A 14,476-nucleotide genomic window follows, 5' to 3' on the forward strand; every position below is an offset into this window, starting at 1 on the left:
TAAAACCTAAAGATGAAATTTTGTGCATTTCTTCGTGGCGTCAATGTCAACGGTACTTCCATGAAGATGAAAGACGTTTGCAACGTTTTTTCAAATTCGGGAATGCAGAATGTACAAAGCCTTTTAGCAAGTGGTAATATCCTTTTTGAACCTGAAAATGATGCTGAAACTTTAAAACCAATTTTAGAGAAAGCGATGTCTGAGGCTTTTAGTTACGAGGCTTTTTTGTTTGTCAGAAGTTTGGAGGAAATTAAATCTATTGCAGAAAATATACCTTTTGAAACTAAAGAAGATTTTCATAATTATGTTTTTATTTCGGATAAAAATACAACGAAAGACTTGCTAATTTTTTTCGAAAACGCTAATAATAAAGATCAAGAATCTGCCAAAATTGTCAAGGATGTGTTCTATTGGCAGACTCCGAAAGGAAATACTTTGCAATCCGACTTTGGCAAAATTTTGGGAAAGAAAAGTCTAAAGGATAAACTTACAAGTCGTAATTTTAACACCATTGAAAAAATTATAACAAAACTGAAATAATCTTATGATACAATATTTAGAAAACATAAAGCACAAAGATTCCAAAAACTTCTTTTTAATTGCTGGACCTTGTATTATCGAAGGTGAAGATATGGCGCTGCGTATTGCAGAAAAAGTGATTGAAATCACTGATAAATACAATATTCCTTACATTTTTAAAGGAAGTTTTAAAAAAGCGAATCGTAGTAGAGTAGACTCTTTCACAACAATTGGTGAAGAAAAATCTCTAGAAATTCTTAAAAAGGTTGGCGAAACTTTTAACATTCCAACAACAACAGACATCCACGAAAACGAACATGCCGCTTTGGCAGCGCAATATGTTGACGTGTTGCAGATTCCAGCATTTTTGGTGCGTCAGACCGATCTTTTGGTTGCAGCTGCTAAAACTGGAAAATGTGTAACACTTAAGAAAGGTCAATTTTTGTCACCAGAAGCGATGCAATTTGCAGTTCAGAAAATCACAGATTCTAACAACCCAAAAGTTGCCATTATCGAAAGAGGAAATTCTTTTGGATACACCGATTTAATTGTTGATTACCGCGGAATCCCGACCATGCAACAATATGCGCCAGTTATTTTGGATGTGACACATTCTTTGCAGCAACCTAACCAAAACTCGGGTGTTACAGGTGGACGACCAGAACTCATTGAGACGATCGCGAAAGCTGGTATTGCTGTGGGTGCAGATGGATTGTTTATTGAGACGCATCCAACACCAGAAACGGCGTTGTCCGACGGCGCAAATATGCTAAGGTTAGACAGATTAGAAGATCTTATGCAAAAATTGACACGCGTACGAGAAGCGATTATTTAAAAATAAAAAAGGAGTTTGAAAGTATCAAACTCCTTTTGTTTTAGTGGAAAAAATTTTACAACAATTAAAAATCTGAATGATTTTTTAATATAACAAAGCTAGGCTATTTGTATTTTGTACATAGTTTTTTGTGATTAAAAAATAATTAAAAATTTTAATGACATCTAAACAATCTTTTTAAGGCTTTACACGTTTTTAGATTTTAAATAATCAACATTAATCGTATATTTAACGACCAAAAAAACGAAGCATTGAAAAATTATATTTCCTTATTTCTTTTGATGACGCCTTTGGCTGTTTTCTCGCAAATTAACCTTAAAGTTTTGGATGAAGACGGCAACGCAGTTGGCCAAGCAAAAGTGACTTATAACAATCAAGAATACCAAACCGACAACAAAGGTTTTATTAAAATCCCTTTAGGAACCGAAGTTACAAGCTTATCGGTGGAGAAAGAAGATTTCAAATCTTTTACCAAACAAATTCCTCTAACGCCAAAAACGCAGAACCTTAACGTCTTGTTTATACCAGTTACAAAGGTTAATGAGATTAAAGAAGTTGTTTTCCAAAAGAAAATAAAACCAAAATCTAATGACCTTAGTTCTGTTGAAATTTCGCCAAGAGAAGCGCAAATTGTCGCTTCACTCTCTGGTGGTGTAGAAGGTTTGATCAAAACGCTTCCACAATTTAACTCCAATACCGAACTTAGTTCGCAATATATGGTGCGTGGTGGTAATTATGACGAAAACTTGATTTATATTAATGATATAGAAATCTATCGTCCATTCTTAATTAGAAACTCTTTACAAGAAGGGATGAGTATCATTAACCCAGATATGGTTGGTTCGCTTAACGTATCTGCGGGAGGTTTCGAAGCACGTTATGGCGACAAGATGTCATCGGTGCTTAACATCTATTATAGACAACCACGAGAATTGGAACTTTCTGGTGAGGCTTCTCTTATCGGTGGTCGATTAACTTTAGGCGGAACAACAAAGGATAAAAAATTGTCAGCTTTGATAAGTGGAAGATATCGAAATACGAATTTGGTTTTAAATACACTTAATGAAGACACGGATTTTAATCCGCAGTACATGGATTTTCAGTCGTATATCAACTACGATTTTAATGATAAACTAAAATTATCGTTTTTAGGATATTTTTCGAAAAACGATTACGAGATGATTCCAAAACAAAAAGAAGTTGAGTTTGGATCATTGTTTCAGCCAATTCGTTTGACTGTTGGTTACAATGGTAAAGAAGACGATCAGTACAAAAACATGATGGGAACTTTAAGCCTTAACTACAAGCCAACCAAACAATGGAATCTTGGTGTTGATGCTTTTGCTTATCAAAACCGTGAGCGCGAATATTACAGCATTGCTTCGGGGTATATGTTACAAGCATTCAACCCAGAAACTGGCGATCCAGAAGCGACTTACGATGCGGGCGGACAAATCGATCACGCTCGTAATGATCTTAAAGTTCGTACGATGGGGGCGCAGGCGAGAGCTCGTTTTTCACCAAATGTAAATACTGATTTTGAAGTTGGTGTTAAAGTCGAAAAAGAAAAACTACAAGACAACACTAACGAATGGCAATTGGTCGATTCTTTAGGTTACAGTACGCCGAGAGATTTTGTCCTTCCAGGAAATCTTGACGCTTCTGCTTTAAAGTTAAAATACCACATGGCTGGTGTTAACGATATCGATGCGACGAGATTATCAGCTTACGCCCAATATTCTCAAAAATTCAATTGGGGAGATAACAAAGTCTTTGTTAATGCAGGTGTGAGAGTACAAAATTGGAGTTTTAATAAAGAAACTTTGGTAAGTCCAAGAGCTCAGTTTGCGATCAAACCAAATTGGGATATGGATATGTTGTTCAAGTTGACGGGTGGTGTATATTACCAAGCGCCTTTCTATAAGGAAATTAAAGACCTTAATGGTGATTTTAACCCGAATATCAAAGCGCAACGCTCTTATCAAATTATCTTGAGCAACGACTACGAATTCCGTATCGGAACAGCTAAAGATTCAAAACCGTTTAAGTTAACGACTGAAGCTTACTATAAGAAATTTGATAACTTAATTCCTTATTATTTGGATAATGTGAGAATACGTTATTCTGGTAAAAATAATGCGGAAGGTTATGCTTATGGGTTGGATACAAGATTGTTTGGGGAGTTTGTTCCGGGTGTAGATTCTTGGATTTCTGCAAGTTATGCTCGTGTTTATGAAAATATTGAAAACAAAGGTTATATCCCAAGACCAACGGATCAAAGATTTAGATTTTCGTTGTTCTATCAAGATTATATGCCGAAGTTCCCGAGTATGCGTGTTAACTTGACCTTGACTTACGCAAGTGGATTGCCGTCTGGTACTCCAGTTACGTTCGATAGCAATGGACAACCAGATTATACTGCGGCTTATACTTTCCAAAAAACTTTGCCAGCTTACAAGCGTGTAGATATTGGACTTTCTAAAGTTTTTATCGACCAAAAAGACAACAAAGTGACTGGCGGATTCTGGGGTAATTTCCGAGAATTGACGTTGGGTGTACAGATTTTCAATGCGTTTAATATCAATAATACAGTTGCCAATCAATGGGTTAATGATGTTAACAGCACCGCTTATTATCCGGTTCCGGTTCGATTGACAGGACGATTCTTTAATGTAAAATTAGAGTTTAAACTATAAAAAAAATGCTTCGCGATTTTGCGAAGCATTTTTGTTTTAGGCTGTGTCCCTTCGCTCGGTAACTTCCGGCGCTTGCTACGCCGCGCCTCCAGTTCCTCACTTGGGTCGGGCTGTTCGCTATATCTTGACGAGCTCGCTCGGACGGCTCCGCTGCGCTCCGCCGCCTCACTCACCCGCAAGGATGCCGCTGCCATCCCTCACAGAAAGTGATAATAAGAAAATTTCCTCATCCAAATCAGAATCCCGAAATTTGTGTATAAATTAGGAATTAGGAATTAGGAATTAGGAATTAGGAATTAGGAGTTAGGAGTTAGGAGTTAGGAATTAGGAATTAGGAGTTCGTCGCTTCGAGTAGCGCAGCGTATCGAGAAGTTTTTAGATTTACGAATTAAGATTTACGAATTAAGATTTACGAATTAAGATTTACGAATTAAGATTTACGAATTAAGATTTACGAATTAAGATTTACGAATTAATTTTGCCATAAACCATAAACCATAAACCATAAACCGTAAACCAAAAAAAATGAATATAATATTAGCATCGACTTCCACATTATTTGGAGGACAATATTTAGAATACTTAAAACCAGAATTAGAAAAACTTTTCGCCGACGTTGACGAGATTTTATTTATCCCATTTGCGCGTCCAGGAGGCATTTCGCATGAAGAATACACGGCAAAAGCTGCAAGTTTTTTTTCGACAATTGGTAAAAAAGTCAGAGGACTTCATGAGTTCGAGGACAAAGCCGAAACCATTAACCAAGCAAAAGCTTACTTCACAGGCGGAGGAAATACTTTTCTATTGGTAAAGACATTACACGAAGAACATTTGATGTCAGTTTTAAAACAAAATGTAGAATCAGGAAAAGCTTACTTAGGATGCAGCGCAGGAAGCAATATTGGTGGTGTTAATATGAAAACCACCAACGATATGCCGATTGTGTATCCGCCAAGTTTCGATTGTATGGGATTGGTTCCATTTAATATCAATCCACATTATTTAGATCCAAATCCAGATTTGCACCATAATGGCGAAACCCGTGAAACAAGAATTTTGGAATTTCTAACGCAGAACGATCTTAAAGTTGTTGGCTTACGAGAAGGAAACTGGATTAGAAGAATCGACAACAGAATAACAGTTGAAGGCTCACAACTAACCCGAATATTCGAGCAAGGCAAAGAACCTTACGAAATCGAGTCGGGAAGCGAATTGTAAACACATAAAACGATGAAAAAAATAGTCTTTTTACCAGTCGTAGTTTTGGGACAATTTTATTTTGGACAATACAATTTTAACCTCAAAAATGCGAGCAGTCGTTTTGATGCTGAAATTTCGGTTCAGAACTGTGAAGGCGATACATGCAGTGGTGAAGGTACCGTAAACTTAATTGATAAAAAGACAAAAAAACATTTCCAGACTTTGACATCGGATAATTTATATTTTTATCTCAACAAGAATCAAAAACCAAGCGTCAATGTCATCGAAATGTATGGCGAACAAAGTCCACTTATTTTTGGAGATTTTAATTTTGATGGTTCCGAAGATGTTGCAATTAGGAACGGAAATGAAGGAAGTTATGGTGGACCATCTTATAATGTTTATGTTTATAATTTGACCAAAAAGCAGTTTGTCCTTAGTCAAGAATTAACCGATTTAACTTTTGAAAATCTTGGTATGTTTGAGACTGATAATGACCGTAAGCGTATTATAACTTATGCAAAATCGGGCTGTTGTTATCATATTAAAACCGAATATGAGGTTGTTCCAAAAAAAGGACTTTTAAAAGTATATGAGTTTGAAGAAGATGCAATGGGTGGGGAAATTGTAAAAGTTACGACCCGAAACCTCGTTAAAGGTAAATGGCAAACTAAAACTAAGACCTACAAAATCAATGATTATTACAAATAATAAAAATGAAATTACAGAAAGAAATAGACTTTATACTAGCTGTTGATGCGCTAAAAAATGTTAACCGAAGAAATTATAATGCTGACGACAGTCGTCGCGAAAACACCGCTGAACATAGCTGGCAGATTATCATTTTGGCACAGATTCTTTATCCTTACGCCAAGCAAAAAGAAAAAATTGATTTATTACGCGTGATCAGGATGTTGTCGATCCATGATTTGGTGGAGATTCATGCGGGAGATACGTTTATTTTTGATGAAGCTTTAATGGAAGGGAAATTCGAGCGCGAAAAAATTGCAGCACGCAAGATATTCGGGATTCTTAATGAAGATTTAGCTGAAGAATTTTATAATCTCTGGATAGAGTTTGAAGAAGAGAAAACGCCTGATGCTATTTTTGCTTGTTCTATCGATCGCATAATGCCATTTATCCTAAACTCTTATACAGAAGGGAAAAGCTGGACAGAAGCTGGTGTTACGTCGGAGCAAGCGCGCAAAATTATCGAAAATGCTGTGAAGCGTTCATCGGACGAAATGGGCGAAGTTTTCGATATTCTTATTGAAAAAAACATTGCCGAAGGACGATTGAAATAAAATTTAGAATAACTAGTATGGATGTTTTTGCAGAATTTGTCAAAAAAGATGGCGTTGAGTATCGTCAGAAAACTCTTTTAAAATTTGGAGAATCTAGCCAATTAATTGGAAGTATTGTTTTAATGAACCCAGGTAGTGCAAAACCAACAAATAAACTAATAAATAATGATTTTGTAGCTGATTTTTATGAGTCTACACATCAATACAAATTAGAAAATCCTTCGGAATGGCATCGTTTTTCAGTTGATCAAACAATGTTACGTATTGAAAGAATTTTTAATGGTTGGTATTTGGGATTAGAAAAACAATTAGATGGAGTAATTCAGTTGTTTAATTGTTATTATTTTCGAGATCCAAATCTTGAAAATGCAATTAAGAATTTTAGAAATTCCGATAATTGTTCTCAATTTGTATTTAATGAAATTAATTTTTTTTCTGAAAAACCAGTCTATTTTGGCTGGGGAAATGAAGGAAAAAATGGAGCTTTTAAATGTGTTGCAGAAAGAATTTTTGCAAATTATGATAAATCACTAACGCCGATTTATAATGATAATTTTGACGATAATTGCTTCTATCATCCGAGTTATATTAATCGATCTTATAAAAGAAATTTAGCTTCTCAAGATATTTTGACAAAATTTCATAACATAGTTTTTAAAATTTAAGCATGAAAAAAATACTATTTGCATTTTCTATTTTGGCAGCATTTTTCTTGGGTTTTGGTTTTAAAACTTTAACCGATACAAGCTGGAAGTCAGATAAAGATTTGAAACGTGTAACAGGCATTGGTGGGATTTTCTTTAAAGCTAAAGACCCGAAAGCGCTTCGACAATGGTACAGCGATCATCTCGGACTTAGTGTCAACGATTATGGCTCGGTCTTCGAGTGGTATCAAGGCGCGGACAATTCTAAAAAAGGCTTTACGCAATGGAGTCCTTTTAATGAAAAAACTAAGTATTTTCAACCATCAGAAAAAGAATTTATGATTAATTATCGCGTGCAAAATCTAGAAAAATTAGTCGACGTTCTTAAACAAGAAAATGTTACTATTCTTGATAAAATTGAAATCTACGATTACGGAAAATTCGTACATATTATGGATATCGAAGGTAACAAAATTGAGCTTTGGGAACCCAACGACATCGAATATGAAAAAATGGGAAACAGCATGAATTATAAAACCACAAAGTAAAGTTGTGGTTTTTATTCTTGGCTTTATTCATTTAACTTCATTTTGCAAGTCGCATCAAAATACCACGCAATCATGAGATAAATTATTAAAAAAATAGGATAAGTAAAAACTGCTAAAAGTATGTAACCTTGCTTCATATGTTCCTCGTTAATAACCCAAAGTATTAGATCGTGTCCGAATATAAAAACGAAGAAACAAAGTGTTATAACAAGTAAAGAACCTAAAATTACGCTATAATTAAACTTTTTTGGTCTACGTTTTCTAGTATTTTTTATCCATTTAAAATGAAGAAAAGCTAAGATTAAAAACGAAATACATGTCAAACCAATTGGTTGGATAAAAAGTAGAATTTTCCCCAATATAGAAAGTTTCGTTGAGAAATTTATTTCCAAATCGTCAAGCACAATCTTATCAATCTTGAGCTGATAGTTGCCGTTTTTCAAATCTTGGAGAGCGCCTTGGTTAACACTTCGGATTTCCGTGTCGTTGGGCATATTGATGTTGACTTCAATTGGACCAAAGCTTTTCCAAAATTTTGACGGATATAGTGCGTATTCAATTTTAAATTCTCGCAAAATTCCAAAAACGTTGTACTCCGGATATCCATTATATTCTATAATTATTTCGTTTTCGCCAGCTTCAAGATTTGCAACAAAACTAATAGCGTCATCTGGCGGAATATAATAGGTGTTTGCCTGATCGAATTTCAATTCGTACAATCCATCACCGTCTTTGTCTTTAAAATTTTCTGGAAATTTCTTGATTTTAGAAGCTGTAATTGTCGTTCCATTAACGCTGATATTTTCTGAATTCATCATATTAATACCAACAAAAACCAAATCTAATTTTTCTTTTTTTGGAGATGAAATCTTGTAAGTTATTTTGTAGTTTATTAAATAAGATTTGATGTAATCTGAGTGGTCCTTCGTAAGTTTTAAGTCAATTTTTTCCTTAATAACAGTACAATCCTTACTTCCAAATAAAGTCGAGGTCGTCGTGCCATCAACAGTAGGTTTCGCCATATTTGCAGACAAAAAAATGTGAGAAATGAAGAATATTAAAAAGTAAAACTTGGATTGTGTCATCGATTTTGTATCTGTTTTAAAAATAAAAATATATTTCTAGTTTTTAAAATTTCAGATCAAATTTTTTTAAATCTTTTCATTTTTATGGTGAAATTTTTAAGTTAAAACGGTTGATTTTTTTATATTTAAAAAAGGAAAAAATAAAAACACTAAAAATGAAATTATTCCGAGTTAGTTTTCTAACAATTTGTCTCCTAAGTTCTTGCTCTGATAAAGCGCAAAAGCCAGCAGTCTCAACTGAAAAAATTGTAAAACCTACGACAACTTTAGAGAAAATTCCGTCGCAAGAAGAGATCGCGAAAATGCTTCAATTAAAGAAAGTTGAGAAAAATGTGACGTTTGATAAAGATAAATTTACCTTGCCTTTTAATATTAAAATGAAAGCCAAGAACCGTGCAGAATCTCTGTTTTTGTGGCAACTTGGCGATTTGGAATTAAATAGCGAAAGTGATAATTTTTTCAGTTTTGGTTTTGAAGATGAGCTAGAGTATAAATTTAATAATCTCGATCAAGGTGCGATGAATCTTGTGTGGACAGACAAGCAAGATGCGGTGACGATTGCAAAGGTTAAAGAGCAGTTAAAAGATGTTGATGCTATTTATTATTCTGATAACGAAAGTATTATCTATCGCGAAAGAGGTTCGGTTAACAGTGTTTATTTCAAATATTTAAAAGATAAAAAAGCCTTTGCTTTATTCTTTTCGTCGAATGATCATTTTTCGTTTGAGCTGGAAATTCCTCAAAAATTAGAGCTTGCAATAAGTCAATTATCTTTGGCTAAAAACTTTTTTAAGTCAGAAGCTACAATTTTGCCGAAAGATTGGGAAGCTTATGAAAAAAGCTTGAATAGTCTAGATTTAGAAACGATTAAAGAAACAAAATCAGAACTCGCAAAAAACTTAGAGTCTGCTAAAGAAAAGCAGTTTTCTAAATTAAAATTAATGTCCATGGAAGTGATGCCAATTGTTACAGATGCTACAAAAGCTTGGGCTACACTTCAAAATTATTATTCTAAAAAGATAAAAGATGTCGACGAAAACATTTTTCCAAATGCTGAATACTATTCGTTTGCAAAATATAAAAGTTTTAGAGTAGAATATTCGGATGCGGATGCGATGATTTTGGAATTGACAGACGCTTTTGATCATGTCGCTTATGCTGCCATTTTGAAAACTAAAATCCAAAATAAAGAAGTGCTTCTAGCCACACAAAATATCTCCAATTGGGTTAACGATCGACATTCTAAAGAAATGGCTTATTTTTATTTAGCGATGTTTCGACATTTTTCGAAATAGAGTTATTATTGAGTTTAAAAAATGCAAGACTGAATATTTCAATCTTGCATTTTTTTATTTATTTAAAACGAAAAATTAAATTCTCTCCAACTCATCAGCGCTAATCACTGTTTTGAAAGTTCCGTAATTAACGGTGATTTTATTCTTATTAATCATTTCGATGGTTCCGACGCTGGTGCTTCCCGAGATGCGAACACGTTGACCAATTTTCAACCAAAGCGCACGTTCTTTTTGACGCTTTTCTTCAATTTTCTCGTTGGTTTCAGCAATTTTTTCAATGACTTCTTCTTTTTTCAGTTGTTGTGTAATTTTACGTTTTACAACTTGCAGACGTTTGGATTCATCTTTGTCGGCACCAACTTTTCGGAATTTTTCTTGTTCCAAAAGTTTAACAAAATCTTTAACCACATCTTTACGCGATTTTCCTTTGGTATAGCTGTCTATAAAGGCTTCAACTTTGTTTCCGAATTGCAATTTGCGATGCTCGTCTTCATACAATTTTTGAAAATTGAAAAGCTTTTGTTGCAATTGTTCATTCAGTTTGTGAAGATTATCACGTTTGTCTTCAACAGATTCTTTTCGAGTTGTAAGATCAGATTTTAGTTTTTCGACTTCATATTTTTCTTGCTGAAGTTTTACAATTGTTTTGTCAAGATTAACGATGTCGTGCTCAACTTTCTTTTTTGCATTATGAATTATGAATCTCGGAATTCTATTTTTCTCCGCAACTTCAAAAGTAAACGAACTTCCTGCTTGTCCGATTTCTAATTTGTACATCGGCTCCAAAGTTTCTTCATCGAAAAGCATTGCTGCATTCATCGCGTGTGGAAGTTGTTCTACAACCAATTTGATGTTGGTGTAGTGCGTTGTGATAATCGCGTAACTTCCTTTTTCGTAGAAAAACTCTAGAAAAGCTTCCGCCAAAGCGCCTCCCAATTCTGGATCGGATCCTGTCCCGAATTCGTCGATTAACAATAAAGTATTGTCGTTGGCTTCGCGAATGATACTCGCCATTTTTTTGAGTCGAGAAGAGTAAGTCGAAAGATGATTTTCAATTGATTGGTTGTCGCCGATGTCCGTCATTAATTTATCAAAGAAAAACATCTCCGACTTTGGATGGACAGGAACCAAAATCCCCGTCTGAATCATCAATTGAAGCAAACCTAAAGTTTTTAACGTAATCGATTTTCCGCCAGCATTTGGACCAGAAATACAGATAATTCTATTTTTTTCTGAAAGTTCTAAAGTCTGCGAAAAAATCTCTTTGTTTTCGGCTTTGTTTCTTAACCAAAGTAAAGGATGGAAAGCATTAATCAGTTTTAAGCTTTTGTGACGATTGATTTTTGGTAAAACACCATTTATCATTTTTGCAAATCTAGCTTTTGCACGGATGATGTCGAGGTCAAAAATATAAGTTTGATAATCCTCTAATTGTGGCTGAAATTCTGCAAGTTCGGCAGTTAGTTTTCGAAGAATTCTGTCAATTTCTTTTTTTTCTTCTTCTTCATTTTCTCGAAGACGGAACTGATGTTTAACAACACTTTCTGGCTGGATGTAAGTGATGGATCCCGTTTTGGAAACACCTAATGTACGTCCTGCAACTCTTTTTTTGTAACCAGATTTAACTGCCAAAACGCGTTGGTCATCGATAATACTTTCACGAATGTCATCTAAAAAATCACCTTGCGCAAGCGAAGATAATGCACGATTAAAATTCTCCTGAATGGCTTTTCTAGCATGTTGAATTTCGCCTCGAATTGTTTTTAAATCCGATGATGCATCACTTTTAACTTCTCCAAAACGATTAAAAACCTTTGCGATTTTATCAATGATTTCTTTTCTAAAATCTAAATCTTTAACATCATTATTAAGATTTGGAAAAACGTCGATCAACTTTGGAAAGTAACTTTGAAGCTTGCCAACTTGCTCTGTTAAGTTTTTGATTTTGATAAAAGCATGATTTTCTAATCGATAATTCTCGATGTGCATCACTTTTAACGCATCTTCGATATCTTCATACTCATCAAAAGGAATAGCATTTTCGCTTTCGTAAGAACTTAAGAATTCGGATGTTTTTTTTAATGATAATTCGGCTTCATCAATAGACATTGGTTGAAGCTCGAGGATTTTTTCGGATATTTTGGGAGAGTAGGCGAGTGGCGCGATTTCGGCCAACAAGCGCGGAAACTCTAATTCTTGTAAATTTTCTTGACTGACTTGCACACGACAAAGATAAGAAATTGAAGTTTTAGTTTGCTGTTTAAGAGACCGATGGAATTTGGAAATTTATAATATTAGACAATTAGTTTACTCAATCTAAAAAAGGAACGTTACAATCAACGCTCCTTTTTTATTTTTGATAAAATTTTTTAAACATCTACATGTTATTTTGTAGTAGTTTATTTTTTAATAACCTTAAAACTTTTTGAAGTCGAATCCACCATATTTAATTTCACGATATAAGTACCAGCAATCAATTCTGATAAATCAAGTGTCTTGGTACTTTGATAAGATTTGACTTTGTGTCCTACAGCATCAAAAACTTCAATCGTTGCAATTTGTTCAACAGTTTTGATATTTAAAATTGCTTTAGTAGGATTTGGATAAACTTGGTTTTTTAAATTTTTAAAGTCTTCAACAGCTAAAGAATTATCTCTAATAACACTTGGGTTAGGTGTTAAGATTTGATGTTCTGGATCAAACGAAATTGAGGTTACTGCAAAGCCAACATCTTTGGTGAAATATTGATTATTGATCGTATTATCTAATGTAATAAGGGTTGATTGTCCATTAGCACCCATCACTTTAATAGGTAAAGGCATCTCATAGTAATTGACAGAATTATGGCTTTGCGTTTGGGAAATCTTAAATGTTACATTAGTTGTACCAGGCTTCCAACGTACGGTATAAGTTGGATAGCCTTCGCCATATACCCAATCATTAAAAAATTCTGTGAGATTTTCTCCAGTAAAAGTATTGACAAAAGTAACGAAGTCCGAAGTTTTTGCATAAGTATTTGCAAATTGCGGTGCCGTTGTATAAGCTTTCAAGAGATTATAAAACTTCTGCTCTCCAAGTTTCCATTTTAACATTCTTAAGACAAAACCTCCTTTTGCGTAGGTTAATCTTCCATCAAAAATTCTGTTCGAACTTGGTTCCGGATCTTGGATATATACACTACCAGTAGGATACATCGATATATAATCAATTTGATTTTTTAGATAATTCTGAAAGTCGCTAGAAGTCATCAATAATTTTTCATAGACAAGATGTTCTCCAAAATTTGCAAAACCTTCGTTAAGCCAAATGTCATTCCATGTGGCACAAGTTACTTTATCACCAAACCATTGATGCGCCAACTCATGCGCTATTAAGCCTTTCGAAAAATAGCCCATACTACTCATCGTGGTATGCTCCATTCCACCTCCAGCATTGAATTGCATATGTCCATACTTTTCGCTTCGGAAAGGATAAGGTCCAAAATGTTCTTCAAACTTTGCCATACAAGTTTTAGTCCATTGGATATTACTCATCTCAGAAGGGTTGTTATTGGTAGCTGGATAAATGTAATTAACAAACGGAAAAGCGTCCGATCCAGTCCCGAAAGTATCATTTAGTTTGACATAATTCGTAATACCTAATGCTACCAAATAAGCAGGCGTTGGAATATTAGTTTTCCAATAAGTCAATTTTTTGCCTCCACTGAGAGAAGTTTCTGATTGCAAAACGCCATTTGCCGCGACATTATATTGAGACGGTGTTGTAATTTTAATATCGATTTTTTCAATCTTGTCATTAAGACTTTGCTTAGTTGGCCACCATTCTTTTGCACCAAAAGGCTCTGATAATGTTGCTAAGATTGGGACTCCATTTTGCATCTGCGATGAAAAAGCATCATCGGAATCATCAGGTACACCACTGTAAGAAATAGATAAAGAGTCTAAAGTTGCAGCAGGAATACTTGCGGGAAAATTAATTTTCAATTCCTTGGTTGATAATTGCTGGTAAGTCAAATTCTGATTATGATATTTAACTTCACTCACATTAAGATTATTCGACAAATCAAAATAAATTGTTGATGACGGGCTTAACATTTTAAAATGTGACGTCACCTTTCCTTTAACAAATTGTTGCGCTGGATCAAGATCCAATTCCATACGGATGTAACGAAGATCGTAATTAAGCGTATTTGGATTTTCATTTTCGTTAAAAAGCATTGCTTTAGACGCTCTTTTACGTTCACTCTCAATCAGTTTATCTTGTTCGTTTCTGCTTTGTGCTAAACTCAAAACCGAAATCATAGATAAAATTAAAATGGTAAATTTTGTTTTCATATAAAAAAAATACTCG

At 34.3% G+C, this 14,476-nt stretch carries 12 protein-coding genes; 9 read left to right on the forward strand and 3 right to left on the reverse strand.

The window, feature by feature from the left end; genetic code table 11:
* Positions 1 to 12: 12 nt before the first annotated feature.
* The 8 genes from B5X62_RS08670 (at position 13) to B5X62_RS08705 (ending at position 7,746) form a co-directional block, all read left to right on the forward strand.
* Positions 13 to 540: a DUF1697 domain-containing protein gene (locus tag B5X62_RS08670; protein WP_079667039.1), complete on the forward strand. Its 528-nt coding sequence runs from the start codon at positions 13 to 15 to the stop codon at positions 538 to 540.
* 4 nt (positions 541 to 544) lie between these two features.
* Positions 545 to 1,354, forward strand: coding sequence for a 3-deoxy-8-phosphooctulonate synthase (gene kdsA / locus B5X62_RS08675; RefSeq protein WP_079667040.1), 810 nt, complete (start codon positions 545 to 547; stop codon positions 1,352 to 1,354).
* A 281-nt stretch (positions 1,355 to 1,635) separates the two neighbouring features.
* Positions 1,636 to 4,050, forward strand: coding sequence for a TonB-dependent receptor plug domain-containing protein (locus B5X62_RS08680; protein ID WP_079667041.1), 2,415 nt, complete (start codon positions 1,636 to 1,638; stop codon positions 4,048 to 4,050).
* A gap of 525 nt (positions 4,051 to 4,575) precedes the next feature.
* The gene (pepE, locus tag B5X62_RS08685) at positions 4,576 to 5,268 is read left to right on the forward strand and encodes a dipeptidase PepE (protein WP_079667042.1); all 693 of its coding nucleotides are present in this window, start codon (positions 4,576 to 4,578) and stop codon (positions 5,266 to 5,268) included.
* A 12-nt stretch (positions 5,269 to 5,280) separates the two neighbouring features.
* A complete protein-coding gene (locus tag B5X62_RS08690) occupies positions 5,281 to 5,961 on the forward strand; it encodes an XAC2610-related protein (protein WP_079667043.1) in 681 nt (226 codons plus the stop codon).
* Between the two features lie 5 nt (positions 5,962 to 5,966).
* Positions 5,967 to 6,554, forward strand: a complete 588-nt coding sequence (locus B5X62_RS08695) for an HD domain-containing protein (RefSeq protein WP_079667044.1) — start codon at positions 5,967 to 5,969, stop codon at positions 6,552 to 6,554.
* Positions 6,555 to 6,571: 17 nt separating this feature from the next.
* Complete coding sequence (locus tag B5X62_RS08700) at positions 6,572 to 7,219, forward strand: hypothetical protein (RefSeq protein WP_079667045.1); 648 nt, start codon at positions 6,572 to 6,574, stop codon at positions 7,217 to 7,219.
* Positions 7,220 to 7,221: 2 nt separating this feature from the next.
* Positions 7,222 to 7,746 (forward strand): VOC family protein, encoded by a 525-nt coding sequence (locus B5X62_RS08705; protein WP_317041900.1) that lies wholly within the window; start codon positions 7,222 to 7,224, stop codon positions 7,744 to 7,746.
* A 23-nt stretch (positions 7,747 to 7,769) separates the two neighbouring features.
* On the opposite strand, the gene B5X62_RS08710 is transcribed toward B5X62_RS08705, so the two are convergent.
* Entirely contained in the window at positions 7,770 to 8,768 is a 999-nt protein-coding gene (locus B5X62_RS08710) for a hypothetical protein (RefSeq protein ID WP_144038342.1), read from the reverse strand.
* Between the two features lie 218 nt (positions 8,769 to 8,986).
* Here B5X62_RS08710 and B5X62_RS08715 point away from each other — a divergent pair, with 218 nt between their 5' ends.
* Positions 8,987 to 10,126 carry a hypothetical protein gene (locus tag B5X62_RS08715; RefSeq protein ID WP_079667047.1) on the forward strand — a complete coding sequence of 380 codons (1,140 nt, stop codon included), beginning with the start codon at positions 8,987 to 8,989 and terminating at the stop codon, positions 10,124 to 10,126.
* Between the two features lie 75 nt (positions 10,127 to 10,201).
* Here B5X62_RS08715 and B5X62_RS08720 read toward each other — a convergent pair whose 3' ends face one another.
* Both B5X62_RS08720 and B5X62_RS08725 read right to left on the reverse strand, forming a co-directional pair.
* The gene (locus B5X62_RS08720) at positions 10,202 to 12,349 is read right to left on the reverse strand and encodes an endonuclease MutS2 (protein WP_079667048.1); all 2,148 of its coding nucleotides are present in this window, start codon (positions 12,347 to 12,349) and stop codon (positions 10,202 to 10,204) included.
* Between the two features lie 176 nt (positions 12,350 to 12,525).
* Positions 12,526 to 14,460, reverse strand: a complete 1,935-nt coding sequence (locus tag B5X62_RS08725) for a M1 family metallopeptidase (protein ID WP_079667049.1) — start codon at positions 14,458 to 14,460, stop codon at positions 12,526 to 12,528.
* Positions 14,461 to 14,476: the final 16 nt, after the last annotated feature.

Source organism: Soonwooa buanensis (assembly GCF_900167905.1).
In the GTDB taxonomy this organism is placed as follows: domain Bacteria; phylum Bacteroidota; class Bacteroidia; order Flavobacteriales; family Weeksellaceae; genus Soonwooa; species Soonwooa buanensis.